We start from the raw sequence: 14,218 nt of genomic DNA, 5'->3' as shown, positions 1-14,218 counted from the left end.
TGATTATTTTGGTTGGTTCCGTTTTGAACGCTTAATAACCAAAGCAATGAATATACCAAAAATAAGAAGAACCAATCCTATGACTAACAGGTAAGGAATATTAATAATCGATTTAGGTGACAGTGTGTAGACTTCTGTCGTCTCCCTGTCGATTACGATAGAGTAACTGTTGTCCTTACTGCGGACCAGATCCCCATTCAGCATACCTCTCAACTCTTTATTACTTTCAAGTTCCTTATCAGTAAGGTTTATCGTTTGAGTTTCAGTCGTATTGTTCATGGCGACGACAATCGTTTCATCACCATATACACGCTTGAATACCGAAGCTCCACCTTTTTCATATAAAAGCTCCATATCCCCCTTTACCAAAGCTGGGTACAAGTCTCTGAGATCAGAAAGCTTTGTTATATATTCCACCAATTCCTGTTCTGTCTTAAAATTCATCAACTTGTGATTATCCGGGGCATTATCCCCATTTAAGGCAATTTCCGATCCATAAAATACGATTGGCACCCCTGGCATCGTATATAGATACGACAGCGCCATTCTCCATCTGGAACCTGGATTTTCGTTATGGTCGGCTGCATCCTTTGTAAAACGGGGCATTCCCTGTGTATCCATGAATAATGCCTGCTGGGCATTTCCCCCTAATTCATCTTCGCTTTTCTCAAACGCATTAAAAACAGGTTTCAATTCTTTATCGGGTGCAGCAAATGCTTCCCGTAGCTCAGCATTTTGTGGATAAGCCATAAAAGCATCGATACCCGTCTTCTTGTAGCTTGATATCAAATCGGCATCACCTTGTACATCGCCGATTGTATAGAAATTTGATTTTTCAGATTTGACTGCATCCACAAATTCCTTCCAAAAATCTTTTGCTACGTATTGGACTTTATTTATACGGTAACCATCAATATCGGTTTCCGTTATCCACCATTTGGCAGCATCAAGTAAATATTTCCTTGTTTCCTCATTATCTTGATTCAAATCGGGAAGATCATCAACCCAGCCTGTTTCCAAATCCTTTTGGCTACTGTCCTGTGAAATCTTTTTTTCTTCATGGAACCAATCTTGTTTTTTTGGATCGGTCAGCCACGTGGAGTCAGGACCCACATTATTTGCTTGAAAATCAATGATCACCTTCATATCGCGTTTATGTGCCTCATTCACGAGTTTTTTAAACTCTTTCAATGTCCCATAATGTTTATCCGTTTTATAGAAATCTGCCACCCAATCGCCATGATAGCCATTTTCATCATTAGCGAAAATCGGTGAAAGGATGATAGCGGTATAACCCATATCTTTTAAATAATTCAGTTTCTTCGTGACACCTTCGAAATCCCCACCATTAAACGTGGAAGAGTCATTCACGTTCGCATCTCCATTATTTTGAGTATTTCCATCGAAAAATCTGTCGATCAATAATGAATATACGATTTCATCCTTCCAAGTTCGTTGTTCTTTTTCAGCTGCTCCTACTGGAATGGCGTAAAAAAGAAGCAACGGAATTAAAGCGAGTGATAACACTCTTTTTCTCATATCCGCTCTCCTCCTAGCTATCTCTTTACGCCTTTAAGATTAGCCTTTTGACCCCTTAACGTCAAATCCAATTTATAAAAAACTTTACACTAAAGGGACAAATTGGAGATACTGGTCATGTTTACCGAATCGGAAAAGGCAGAACACGATTAACGTTCTTTTTTTATCGTCTTAACCGCTTTATCCAAGGCCCTTTTTGGTTTTGCTTTTTGAGTGCTTATTTCATCCATGGCTGCATTCATCGGTCCCCATACCCTATTCATTTCCGGTATACTCGGCACTGGTTCAGCGTATTGTAATTGTATACTTATGGCTTGTGCCCTTTCATTTTCATTGATTGCGACATTGTGTTTGATTGATTTATTAGGAGGGATTTCCCCGGTTAAATCATAACGCTGCATTGCATTATCATCATTTGTCAAATATTCAACTAACTTCGTAGACCAATAAGGATGTTTTGTGAATGCTGTTACATGCCACCCTTTGATTTCCATCAACGTTTTCATTGGCTGGCCATTGGGCAATTCGGGCATGGGGGCAATTCCTGTATCCTTTCGCCCGGTAAATGAGTCACTGTCACTCATGATAGAAGCCAAATTCCCTTGTATGAACAACTTCTCGATCGCTGCCTTGTCGCCTTTAGGAATCAACCCCGCCCTATACCATTTTTGGATGTACGCAGCCCCTTTTATGGCACCCTTATTATTCAAACCAATGTCGGAAGGGTCCAGTTTTCCATTCTTATCTTTAAAAATATAACCTCCCATTCCAGCGATCACTCCATAAGAATCATGGAAATCATTCCATTTGGCATAGTAACCATGCACGTTACCCTTTCTTAATTCCTTCGCCATTTTATAAAGGTCATTCATCGTCTCAGGAGCCTTAGCCATCAATTTTTTGTTATAAATGAAAACGGATGTGTTTACGGATTTTGGCAATCCAAATACCTTATCTTGATACATCTCCCCACTAATTGAAGGTTCAATGAAGGCATTCAATACCTCATCTTCCACCTTCACTTCCTGAATTAAGCCTTCCTTCACGATTTGCCCGACTTTTTCATGAGAAAAAGTTACGACATCCGGGGCCTTTCCGTTTCCGATTGGCCCATCACTTCGAAGCCGCTCATACATCTCGGTAGCTATTTCAAGCTCTTCATGCTCAACTTTGATTCCATATTCTTTTTCAAAAGCTTCAATCACCGGCTTTAGGGCCTCCGCTTTACCTTTTTCCTCCCAAATGATCAATTTTTCCGGCTTCGCTTCATTGCTGGCTTTGTCTTCTTTTTTCTTATTTTCTTTCACTACTTCATTCTCCAAATCTGAACTGGTACCACAAGCACTTACACTAACGATTAAAAACATGGACATGAACAAATGAAAAATCAGCTTCTTCACTTTCATTCTCCTTTTTAAAATGTTTATTCTATCATGTCCAAAAGCACCAAATAATACTATTTTTCAGTTCAGTCATTCAAACAAAGCCACTTAATGAAAACGGTGCCAAAGCTATTGTTATCATTATATGAACGGCTTTGGTTTTTACAACATTTTCCTTGGTGTATTTATTTCCTTGTAGTGATGAACACTTTTTGTTATTTTTTAGTTAATAAGTGCTTTTTTCAATTGAAATCGGGTATATAACCATATTGAAAAACACTTAACCTGGCTTAGTGCAACTTCATGGTGCCCCCCCTCATAAACAGCCGGAAAGTTTCCTTTTTCACATCCCCAAATACCTATAGAATTGGAGTGGTTTTATAATGGAATTTTCATCCATACACCATAGACCTAATGACAATTACGGCTATACCATCAACACTGAAACCCTACATATCCGCCTACGTACGAAAAAACAAGATATCTCCTCAGCTGGATTGATTTTTGGGGATCCATACATTTCAGATAATGATGGTCAGTGGCTGTACGAAGAACTTCCCATGAGTTTATCAGGCAGCGATAACCGTTATGATTATTGGCATATCTATGTGAAGCCTCCCTACCGAAGAATTCGATATGGGTTCAAGGTATCCTCAGAAGATGAAAGTGCCATTTACACGGAAAAGGGCTTCTTTAAAGAACCACCCCGAGATCCCGGAAGCTATTTTGCGATTCCCTATCTACATCAAAATGAAGTTTTCGGGGCACCGGAATGGGTCAAAGATACAATTTGGTATCAAATTTTTCCTGAACGATTCGCGAACGGAAACCCCGAAAATGATCCGGAAGGTGTGATACCTTGGGGAAGTGAAGAACCGGCCTTGGACAATTTTTTTGGCGGGGATTTCGAAGGAATCATTGAACATTTGGATTACCTAGAGAACCTCGGCATCAACGGAATTTATTTCACGCCAATCTTCCATGCCTACTCCAATCATAAATACGATACGATTGATTATCGGAGTATCGATCCGCAATTCGGAACGAAGGAAACATTGAAAACCCTAATAACCGAATGCCACAAACGGAATATCCGGGTCATGCTTGATGCCGTTTTTAACCATAGCGGCTACTATTTCCCCCCTTTTCAGGATTTACTCGAAAAAGGGGAGAAATCAAAATATAAGGATTGGTTCCACCCACACAGCTTTCCTCTTAAAGGAGGGGAAAGGCCCAATTATGAAACATTCGGTTTTTTTGAATCGATGCCAAAATTGAATACTGCGAATCCGGAGGTGAAAGAATATCTGCTCGAGGTCTCGACTTATTGGATCAAGGAGTTCGATATAGACGCCTGGAGGCTCGATGTGGCAAATGAAGTCGATCAGCCATTCTGGCGTGAATTTCGAACAACGGTGAAAAATATAAAGCCTGACCTTTATATTCTTGGGGAAATTTGGCATGACTCGATGCCATGGCTTCGCGGCGATCAGTTCGATGCGGTCATGAATTACCCGTTTACCAACCAAGTTTTTCGCTTGGTCGCTTCACAAACCATCAATGCGCGCGAGTTCACAGAAGAAATGACAGCCATCTATCACAGTTATCCTACCAATGTTTTTGACGTGACATTCAATCTTCTTGGAAGCCATGATACACCGCGGATTTTCACGGATTGCGGGGAAGATCTAGCTCGAACCAAGCTCATCCACGCAATCCTTTTGACATTCAATGGCAGCCCTTGTATATACTATGGAGATGAAATCGGCTTAACCGGAGACATGGATCCAGGGTGCCGAAAATGCATGATCTGGGAAGAAGAAAAACATAATACCGAGCTTTTCAATGAAATTAAGACATTGATCCTCTTGCGAAAAGAAGAAAGATTACTTGCCAATGACGGAAAGTTCAAATTCCTTGACACAGCCGGTAACGAAAATATCGTGGCCTACCAAAAGTATAATGGAGAACGTTCTGTCGTGATCCTCATCAATCCGACGGATGTCCAGCAATCCTTTACCCTTCCTTTTGATTTGAAAGGACGTACACTAACCGATTTAAGAACAAAAGAAACCACACAAGAAGGTAAATTTGAATTGGGTGGTTATCAATATAAAATTCTCGCATTCAATCATTGAGGCAATGAAAACGGGGCAATGAAAGTCATCCGCCCCGTTTTTTTCAATCGATTATTTGGATATCATATTCTTTGAACCATACATGGGTTTGTGCCAAGTGAGCAAGCAACTGTGGACCTGACATCAATTGCCCGAACCACGGCACTTTAAAAGCGGCACCCTTGGAATCTACTATATCGGTTAGCTTCTGTTTATCGAAAAACTCATGCAGGACCGAATTTTTATCCGTAAGTAAGTCTTTCAACCACGCCTGCACACGGTCTGTATAAATAGGGTTATGGGTTTTTGGATATGGACTTTTTTTACGATACAATACCTCATCAGGTAACAGCCCCTCCAACGCCTTCCTTAGAATACCCTTCTCACGGTTGCCTTCCATTTTCATTTCCCAAGGAATGTTCCATGCATATTCAACAAGGCGATGGTCGGCAAATGGAACGCGCACCTCTAGACTTGCACCCATACTCATCCGGTCCTTCCGGTCAAGGAGCGTCGTCATGAACCATAATAAGTTCATATAGAAAAGCTCTCTCCGCTTTGCTGCCACACCGCTTTCCCCTTCCAATTTAGGCGTTTCGGCAAGGGTGGTCAAATAAGCTTCCTGCGCATATTCCTCGAGCTTCAATTTCTCGCGCCATTCCGTTTTTAATAAAGATACCCGCTCCCCGGTCGATCTCATCCATGGAAAACCAGCACGATTCAAATCATCCTCACGATGAAACCAAGGATAACCGCCAAAAATTTCGTCCGCACATTCGCCGGATAGGCCTACGACAAAATCCCGCTTGATTTCCTTACAAAACCAAAGTAAAGAAGAATCGACATCCGCCATGCCTGGGAGGTCCCTTACAAGGACAGCTTCCGTTAAATAATCCGTCAACTGCTCTTGAGTGATGATCGATGAATGGTGAACCGTATTAAAGGTATCCGACATCTTTTTAATCCAATACCCATCAGAGTTAGGCTGAAAGTCATTTGCCTTAAAATAGCGCTCATTATCTTCATAATCGATGGAATACGTATGAAGCTGGCCTTTTCCTTCTTTTTGATAGGCGTTTGCCGCAATGGCTGTTATCGAGCTTGAGTCAAGCCCTCCCGATAAGAAGGTACACAGCGGAACATCTGATACAAGTTGCCGTGTGACTGCATCTTCGACAAGGAAGCGAACCTTCTCGGCCGTCTCATCAAGAGTATCCCGATGTTCTTCGCTTTTCACATTCCAATATCTCCAAATCCGGAGGCCTTTCCTTGATAAGGTAAGCGCATGGGCAGGCCTTAATTCCTGGATATTATGAAATACGCCTGAACCTGGCTTTCGGGATGGACCAACACCAAAAACTTCAGACAACCCTTCGCGGTCAATCTCCGTTTTAACATCCGGATGGGCCAGAATCGCCTTAAGCTCCGATCCGAAAATGAACCCGCCGTCCCTTTCCGCGTAAAAGAATGGTTTTACTCCCATGCGATCTCTTCCAACGAATAATTTCTGTTCCTTTTCATCCCAAATCGCAAATGCAAAAATCCCATTGAACAAGTCAATGCATTTTTCTTTCCATTCTATATAAGAAATTAGTAAAACTTCTGTATCAGAATGACCGTTAAAGGAATATCCTTTTAATAATAGCTGTTTACGAATATCCTCGGTGTTATATAGCTCACCATTATAACAAAGTGTATATCTACCGTTTTCGTGATTTTTCGTCATCGGCTGTTTTCCGCCTTCCGCATCGACAACCGTTAACCGTTTATGACCAAAGGCAACATGGGCTTCGCTCCAAACATTTTCTTCGTCTGGCCCCCGCTTTGCCAACGTTTTTGTCATGTTTTCCAGTGTTTTCGTTTTTGTCCGTAAATCTTTTTGAAAATGCACCCAGCCTGTTATCCCACACATTTTACACTTCATCCTTTCTATCCGGACCATCAAAAATAGATTGGCTCCCTGTCTTAAAAAAGATTTACAGTCCCTAAGTACCGATCAGCAATTCCGTAGGACTACCCTGCCCACATCGCCCGGCGTTGTTAATGAATTGTTGAGCAAAGCATCCCGTGTTTAAACATAGCCTATGCAAAGACGGAAAGATGGTTATTTGTCCATAAAACTTTAAAATATACAGTTATATTTTCATTGGATTTTGACTAAAAAGTAGGTGAGGATTCCACTATTGGAGGTATATGTATGAGTCAGCAACAACGAATCAAGTTAATGAACAGGCAAACAAGAGCTTTTACCGAAGGAACAGTGGAAAATATCAATCAACAATGGATTTTTTTCGATGATGAAACAGATGAGGCCTGCTCCATTGAAGACCACGTTGATAGCATCATTGAAGTGTACAGGGGTGGGCGCTGGCAGCAAGGAGTAGTTGAAGAAGAGGGGAAAATCTTGCTTCACCGGGAAATCACCTTCTTAAGGGAAAATGAGCCCATTCGGATACGCAAAAAACTGCTCTACTCTTTTGAACGTTTATTGGAAGAATTGAACGATGATTCCTTTTTCCAATTTGTAACGACATTGAATTCACTTGATTTTTCTATTTATGATTGTATATATAGTTATAACCAGCTCACCTTTTTAAGGGCCGTCCCTAACCAGTCCGGCGTGAATTTCTTCACCTTTGATAATGAGAGCCAAATATGCCTCGTCCAGCACCACTTTTCTTATGGGAAAAAGGATCACGATCGTTTTGAATTCACCCTGAACACTGGAAAAAGGATCGTCATTGAGAAAGTGAATTCACAATAAAGGATAAAAGAAGACGGGTAAATGAGGTTTCCTCATTTACCCGTCTTCAATTCAGTATTAAAAAAAGTCCATTCCTTGTGGCAGCGAAAGCCCTAAATAAAGGACGAATATAAGCGCTACGATGAACAATATCCACATGGCACTTGTGCTTTTCCCTTTTTTCGTACGGACCAGCACCATTTCCATCGCCGCAATCACGATGATTCCAACAATCATTTTTACTGCGTAAGCACCAAAATCAGTGATCAGCATACCGCCAGTCAGGAAAATCAATAGATAGAACAACCGTGTTATCATATGTAGCATTTTCGCTTTCGGATTTCCACCTTTAAGCATCGAATATGTGACAAAGAAAAGAATGATTCCGATAACCCAAGCCGTAATATGCATATGTGTCATTTTTTTGCCCCCTCGTTCAGTTTCCATTTCATCATATCATAGGCTTTTACAAAAAAACAAAACTAAGGAATCACCTGAACGGGTAAAACCAACAATTTAATGAACACCATTTACATTTCTTCTTAACTGGTCCCTACCTGCGCATAACCGGCTTTTTACCATATGTAACCAAACGCCATATATATTCAACCGGTCCGTATTTAAACAGCCCCATCCACAATAAGGAAAGCAGAATTTGGAGGCAAAACAGGGCTATTAAGAAAACAAATCCTGTCGTATAAGAGACTGATCCATATAAGCCAAGGCCATATGAATAAAAAATGGCCGTACATACTATCGATTGGAACAAGTAATTGCTCATCGACATCCTTCCGATATACGAAAGCGGGTGTAAAAGGCGGAAAGCCCCTGCCTGTTCCGCCAAAAGCGTAATTGCCGTGATATAAAAAATCGTAAGTAACGGCCCTCCCAAATAATCCTGCACGAATATCGTACCAAAATGGTAAACCGTCACATATGGCAGAATCTTAATTGACATGCCCAATAGCAAGCTTACAATCGAAATCATCTTCAATTGTCGTTTATATTGGGTTGGATTTTGGAGAATGCCTTGTTTTGCAACGCCTGCTCCAATTAAAAAAAACGGAAAAATCGATAAAAAAAGGATAATGGCATTAAAAGGGTTATTCACCATATACCAATCCAGTGCCCTTTGACTCATTATGTCCGTAAATGTACCAGATTGATAAACTTCCAAAGACTGTTTCATCATCGCCGAATCAGTCGTTATTGCCATCCCTTCCCTATCAAAAATGCCCAATATAAGAAATAGCGAACCCAATATCGCAAAAGGCAGGACATAACAAACCGAGCCTAGCAGAATTAAATTCCTGCCCTTCATTTTATAAAAAAATAAAAATGCAAACCCAAATACAGCATAATTAATGAGGATGTCCCCATGCCAGATGAAAAAAGCATGAATGCACCCGAGTATCAGCAGGAAACTTAGCCTTTTCATATATAGTAAAGGAAATGAAATACCCTTTTCTTCAGTCCTTACAGCTAGTATGATTGCCCCGAAACCGAACAGAAAGGCGAATAATGGATAAAAGCTGGCCTGTGCGACAATATCACTGAATCTGTACAAAATCCTGTCCCATCCCTCGGACCACCGCTCGGCACCATCTATGTACAAGAGCGGAGAGTGGAAAGAAGGCATATTCACTAAAAAAATACCTAAAATGGCTAATCCACGTAAAACATCGATGCTTACGATCCGTTTATTTTCCTGCAATGGTACCATTGTGCCCTTCATACCGTACACCCTCTTTCATCCATACAGATTTAGCATCTTTTCTATAACTCCATTGCATCATCTCTAACTTTCGTGACCGCTTTTTGCTTTTTTATCAGTATGACAAACAAGCTGCCCAATAAGCAAAAGATTCCTGCAAGAAAGAATGCCCATGTATAGGAATTGAATATTTTGAAGATAAGCCCTCCACCGTACGCCGCCACTGCTGCACCCACCTGATGGGCCGCGAATATCCAACCGTATACAATCCCGCTTTTCTCCATGCCAAAGACTTGCCTTGAAATGCTTATGGTTGGAGGAACGGTGGCTATCCAATCCAAGCCATAAAAAACGGAGAAGATTATCAATAGACCGATAGAGCCTTCATTTAGCGCAAAAGGAAGTAATACGAGGGAAGCACCCCTTAGAGCGTAATACCAAAACAACAGCCATCGGTTATCGAAACGATCTGATAACCACCCGGATACAGTCGTACCAATCAAATCAAAGATCCCCATGAAAGATAGCAGTGATGCTGCCGTCACAACCGGTAAACCAAAACTAATGCAGTAAGAAATGAAATGTGTGCCGATCAACCCGCTCGTTGAAAGACCGCATATAAAAAAGCTTCCTGCCAATAACCAGAATTCCTTCACTCTCACTGCTTCAATCAATGACTGAAAAGCCATGGCGATGGGGTTCTTCTTTTGGACTATAACAGCCTCCTGACTTTCCTCTTCTAATCCATATGGAAGAGTGCCAACTTCCATCGGATTGTTTTTCATGAATAAAAGGATGATTGCCAGCATGATCAAGCTAAGGATCAAAATTAATCCAATCGCCCATCTCCATGAATAATTCTCAATGATGATGGCTAAAACCGGAAGTAAAATGAGCTGGCCTGTGGCTGTACTTGCCGTGAGTATCCCTACCGCAAGCCCCCGCCTCTTCTCGAACCAACGATTTGCCACATATGGGCTCAAAACCGTTAAAAACACTCCAGAACCCAATCCAATGATAATTCCCCAAATTAAAATGAGCTGCCACTCATGCTCCATGAAAAAAGTGAGGAAAATCCCTGCCAATAAAGTGGACATGGCCAATACCATCATTTTCTTCAATCCAAGCACTTCAATTAGAGCGGCCATGAATGGACCCGATAATCCATAAAGAAAAAGACTTATGGCGAAGGCTAAAGAAATGACGGACCGGTCCCACCCGAACTCACTTTCAAATGGTACGATGAATACTCCCGATGATGACCTAACGATTCCCGCTACAATAATCGAGAAGAAGGTTATGATTAAAATAACCCAGCTATAATGAATACGTTTCAATGCTCTCCCCCACAATCCAAAAATCTTAGAATCAACATGATGAAAAAGAAAAATTATAATAATTTGAAATATTTTATAATAGTAACACTTTATCGTTAAACAGGATGCTTTTTTCGAAACAAATTCCAGTGCTCCTAAAATGACCGTCCATATCCAACAATGGCATGAGTTACTCTTCATAGTTTAATATGAAACCGAATTTAAAGGGAAACAGAAAAAACGCTGATCATTTCTGACCAGCGTTAGCGAGGCATCAATTAACGAATCTTCCTGATTTCCCCTTAATTTCCCAGTAATCATTACGGAGATGGATTTTTTGTATTTTCCCCGATGCCGTTTTTGGAAGCTCATCGACGAACGATACACTGGTAACTGATTTGAAATGAGCTAGTTTTTCCCGTGTGAAGGACTTTATATCATCCTCCGTTAATTCCACGCCCGTTCTTGGCACAATGAAGGCATGCGGCGTCTCTCCCCATTTTTCATGCGGAACGGCAATGACTGCCGCCTCAAGAATTTCCGGATGTTCGTAGAGTACTCCTTCCACTTCTATGGAAGAGATATTTTCTCCGCCACTAATGATGATATCCTTTTTGCGGTCAACGATATCAACATTGCCATTTTCATCGATTGTGGCCATGTCCCCAGTATGCAGCCATCCATTTATTAGTGTCTGGCTTGTCGCTTCTTCATTTTTCCAGTAACCTAACATCACTCCATGACTGCGGACGATGAGCTCCCCGATATCCACGCCATCATGGGCCACTTCCTCCCCATTGCCACGGATGACCTTTACCTCACTGCCTATGATGGGATATCCGGCTTTCGCCTTCATTCTGTATTTTTCTTTTTCAGAAAGATCATCGAATTCAGAACGAATCAGCGATATCAGACTAACCGGTGTTGATTCAGTCATTCCGTAAATTTGAATGAATTCCCAGCCTAACTCTTTTTCCACCCTTGTAACGAATGCAGGAGGCGGTGCGGAACCCGCAACGACGATTCGGATATCCTGCTCGATATTCGGAACATTCCGTTCATAATATTGAAACAGCGAATTCAGAACCGTGGGTGCCATATGCATTATGGAAACCTTATGCTTTTGCAGTGCATCAAATATCATTTCGGGGCTGGTTTTCCTCAAACAAACTTGAGTTGCACCATTTGCCGTATAATAAAATGGGGCACCCCACCCATTCACGTGGAACATCGGCAGTACATGCAAATATGTATCGCGGTCATTGACCCTGAAATGATGCATCGCTCCCAGGGCATGCAAATAGTTGTTGCGGTGAGTCAGCATCACCCCTTTGGGATTCCCTGTGGTCCCACTAGTATAAAGGAGACTCGAAACATCATTTTCATCCACGGACTCCCGGTTGAAGCACTTGTTATCATAACGTTCCAGCCAATGGTTGTAATCGGTTTCATTTATCTCTTCATTTTTATAATGAACGATTATGTGCTCCACCGACTCAAGTTCATCCTTGACAGGGGAAATTAGATGATACAATTCCTGATCTACGAAAAGGACCTTTGAATCGCTATGGTTCAAAATGAATACATAATCGGCAGGCTTCAAACGGATATTCAATGGAACGATTACTGCCCCAAGCTGAAATACCCCATAAAAGCCTTCAAGCATTTCAATTGAGTTAGGTGCCAAATATGCCACCTTGTCACCCTTTTTGACTCCAAGGTCCCTTAAACCATTTGAAAGCTGGTTTACACGGCCTTTCAACTCTGAGTAGGTTAAAACCTTGTCATCTCCAATGATGGCTTTCTTATCGCCATATAGTAAGGCTGCTCGATCCAAGAAATGCGATAAAACTAATGGTACATTCATTTCCTCACCTCTAATTTTATTTGAAGATTCTGAATTAGCATTATATTACCATATCTGTTATCAAAATTCCAATAACATTTACCATTGTTATATAACAATATATTAGTAGGCAGATGAATCACATCAATCATGAGTCAACATACAATACCTTGAAACTCCCTTCAGTGATAGGCTCATGGCCTGAGATTCAAGGGAAAAACCAGAATAAAAAAAGGGTGATTTTCTTGCCAGCCATCGTAGGAGTCGTTCAAGTTATCAACGTCGGTAGCAGTGGAATTGTCCATATTGGGGACGTCTTTAAGATTAGTCCATATACCACCTCAAAAACGTTTGCAGGTGCTGGCTCTTTTAATACAGGTGAATCCATATCCCTCTATAATGCCTACAGCACCACAAATACAAATGATACAGATGGTGTCGATCAGCCACTGGTCTTAAATCTCTAATGGTTTTAAGAAAGGAGTCAGCATGATCTTCAATATTCACCAGACCATACAAATCAATATGATAAAAATTGAAAGCATCGCCAATTCATCCGTTTTTCAAATAGGAAGCGCCGGGGTTATTAAACCATATTCCACCTTAGCCAATACTGGTGGATTCACTGAGCCTGCTCCACAAATTGAAGCTGATGTAGTCCCATCAACCAGTTTCGTCCCGTTTACCCGCTCCTAGTTCATAGGCATTCACCTACCTCCAACTTTTTCATATACTGTCTTATATAAAATTAACTTATTGTGAAGGTGGGGTGTTGAATCGTGAATCAGGATCTATATTCATATTCCATACAAATGCAGCGTTTTCTTGAAGCCCAGGATAAACGGATCATGAAACTTGAACACGAACTCAAACGCCTGAAAGATGAACTAGCCGAGCTGAAAAATAAACCGCCAATCCATGTAGATAAAATTGAATATAAATTCGATCAGTTAAAGGTCGAATCTCTAGATGGAACTTTGAATATCGGTTTAAATCCAACTGATCTTAACAACATTGATGAATTTGCCGTCAACAACCAACCTGTTCAACCTGGCCCTAACCTATTTCCAGGCAGGGAGATCGTCGTCGAGGAAATTCACAACGATATACTTTCAGACTTGGAAAATATGATTCACGATGCGGAAAACCAGCTGAAAATATCATTGGAACCCTCTTATCATGACTTTATTAAGCAGGACGTCGAACGCCAGCTGCATCAACGAATCAATATGTATTTCGATAATCTTTCGTACGCGGAACGTGCTCCGCAGCAAAGGGATAATATCAAGGAAAAGATCAGGGAAAAGGTGAAATCCGATATTCAAACCGCATTATTTCAATTCATTACCCATTCACAAGCCGAGACAGGAGGAAATCCAAATGGAGTTTAATGTAACCAATCACCAGCTTTGCGTAGGAGATATTAAAATTACCGGTGTAGCAAGCTCTGCTTTATTTCTCATAGGGGATGTACAAACGGTCCAACTATCTTCCGCATTCGATACCCCGCCGGAATCCCTTATCATCGGACCATTCGTCCCATTTGCTCCAAAAGGATAAA

Annotated in this window: 13 protein-coding genes; 6 read left to right on the top strand and 7 right to left on the bottom strand. The window is 41.2% G+C overall.

Going from position 1 to position 14,218, the window contains the following annotated elements; all coding sequences use genetic code 11:
* Positions 1 to 3: 3 nt before the first annotated feature.
* The gene (locus tag FNK51_RS09320) at positions 4 to 1,539 is read right to left on the bottom strand and encodes an alpha-amylase family glycosyl hydrolase (protein ID WP_141993129.1); all 1,536 of its coding nucleotides are present in this window, start codon (positions 1,537 to 1,539) and stop codon (positions 4 to 6) included.
* Positions 1,540 to 1,688: 149 nt separating this feature from the next.
* Positions 1,689 to 2,939 carry an extracellular solute-binding protein gene (locus tag FNK51_RS09315; RefSeq protein ID WP_141993128.1) on the bottom strand — a complete coding sequence of 417 codons (1,251 nt, stop codon included), beginning with the start codon at positions 2,937 to 2,939 and terminating at the stop codon, positions 1,689 to 1,691.
* A gap of 365 nt (positions 2,940 to 3,304) precedes the next feature.
* On the opposite strand from FNK51_RS09315, the gene FNK51_RS09310 reads away from it, so the two are divergent.
* Complete coding sequence (locus tag FNK51_RS09310; protein ID WP_141993127.1) at positions 3,305 to 5,059, top strand: glycoside hydrolase family 13 protein; 1,755 nt, start codon at positions 3,305 to 3,307, stop codon at positions 5,057 to 5,059.
* A 43-nt stretch (positions 5,060 to 5,102) separates the two neighbouring features.
* On the opposite strand, the gene asnB is transcribed toward FNK51_RS09310, so the two are convergent.
* Positions 5,103 to 6,950 carry an asparagine synthase (glutamine-hydrolyzing) gene (asnB, locus tag FNK51_RS09305; protein WP_098371328.1) on the bottom strand — a complete coding sequence of 616 codons (1,848 nt, stop codon included), beginning with the start codon at positions 6,948 to 6,950 and terminating at the stop codon, positions 5,103 to 5,105.
* 285 nt (positions 6,951 to 7,235) lie between these two features.
* Here asnB and FNK51_RS09300 point away from each other — a divergent pair, with 285 nt between their 5' ends.
* Positions 7,236 to 7,802: a DUF2777 domain-containing protein gene (locus tag FNK51_RS09300; protein ID WP_076367203.1), complete on the top strand. Its 567-nt coding sequence runs from the start codon at positions 7,236 to 7,238 to the stop codon at positions 7,800 to 7,802.
* Between the two features lie 57 nt (positions 7,803 to 7,859).
* Here FNK51_RS09300 and FNK51_RS09295 read toward each other — a convergent pair whose 3' ends face one another.
* The 4 genes from FNK51_RS09295 to FNK51_RS09280 form a co-directional block, all read right to left on the bottom strand.
* The gene (locus FNK51_RS09295) at positions 7,860 to 8,201 is read right to left on the bottom strand and encodes a YisL family protein (RefSeq protein ID WP_063232221.1); all 342 of its coding nucleotides are present in this window, start codon (positions 8,199 to 8,201) and stop codon (positions 7,860 to 7,862) included.
* A 133-nt stretch (positions 8,202 to 8,334) separates the two neighbouring features.
* The gene (locus tag FNK51_RS09290; protein ID WP_141993126.1) at positions 8,335 to 9,516 is read right to left on the bottom strand and encodes a DUF418 domain-containing protein; all 1,182 of its coding nucleotides are present in this window, start codon (positions 9,514 to 9,516) and stop codon (positions 8,335 to 8,337) included.
* Positions 9,517 to 9,557: 41 nt separating this feature from the next.
* Positions 9,558 to 10,832, bottom strand: a complete 1,275-nt coding sequence (locus tag FNK51_RS09285; RefSeq protein WP_141993125.1) for an MFS transporter — start codon at positions 10,830 to 10,832, stop codon at positions 9,558 to 9,560.
* 253 nt (positions 10,833 to 11,085) lie between these two features.
* Positions 11,086 to 12,678 carry a long-chain-fatty-acid--CoA ligase gene (locus FNK51_RS09280; RefSeq protein ID WP_141993124.1) on the bottom strand — a complete coding sequence of 531 codons (1,593 nt, stop codon included), beginning with the start codon at positions 12,676 to 12,678 and terminating at the stop codon, positions 11,086 to 11,088.
* Positions 12,679 to 12,902: 224 nt separating this feature from the next.
* Here FNK51_RS09280 and FNK51_RS09275 point away from each other — a divergent pair, with 224 nt between their 5' ends.
* The 4 genes from FNK51_RS09275 (at position 12,903) to FNK51_RS09260 (ending at position 14,217) form a co-directional block, all read left to right on the top strand.
* On the top strand, positions 12,903 to 13,124 hold the full coding sequence (locus FNK51_RS09275; RefSeq protein WP_098371407.1) for a spore germination protein: 222 nt from the start codon (positions 12,903 to 12,905) through the stop codon (positions 13,122 to 13,124).
* 22 nt (positions 13,125 to 13,146) lie between these two features.
* Entirely contained in the window at positions 13,147 to 13,353 is a 207-nt protein-coding gene (locus FNK51_RS09270; protein WP_098371332.1) for a spore germination protein GerPB, read from the top strand.
* Between the two features lie 83 nt (positions 13,354 to 13,436).
* Positions 13,437 to 14,048: a spore germination protein GerPC gene (gene gerPC, locus FNK51_RS09265; RefSeq protein ID WP_141993123.1), complete on the top strand. Its 612-nt coding sequence runs from the start codon at positions 13,437 to 13,439 to the stop codon at positions 14,046 to 14,048.
* Positions 14,038 to 14,217, top strand: a complete 180-nt coding sequence (locus tag FNK51_RS09260) for a spore gernimation protein GerPD (RefSeq protein ID WP_098371334.1) — start codon at positions 14,038 to 14,040, stop codon at positions 14,215 to 14,217. The genes gerPC and FNK51_RS09260 overlap by 11 nt, the downstream gene beginning before the upstream one ends.
* The last annotated feature ends 1 nt before the right edge of the window (position 14,218 follow it).

Origin of the sequence: Bacillus sp. B4EP4a (assembly GCF_006680105.1) — a bacterium.
GTDB classification, from domain to species: Bacteria; Bacillota; Bacilli; order Bacillales; family DSM-1321; genus Peribacillus; species Peribacillus simplex_E.
This window is presented reverse-complemented; position numbering and strand designations above follow the sequence as displayed.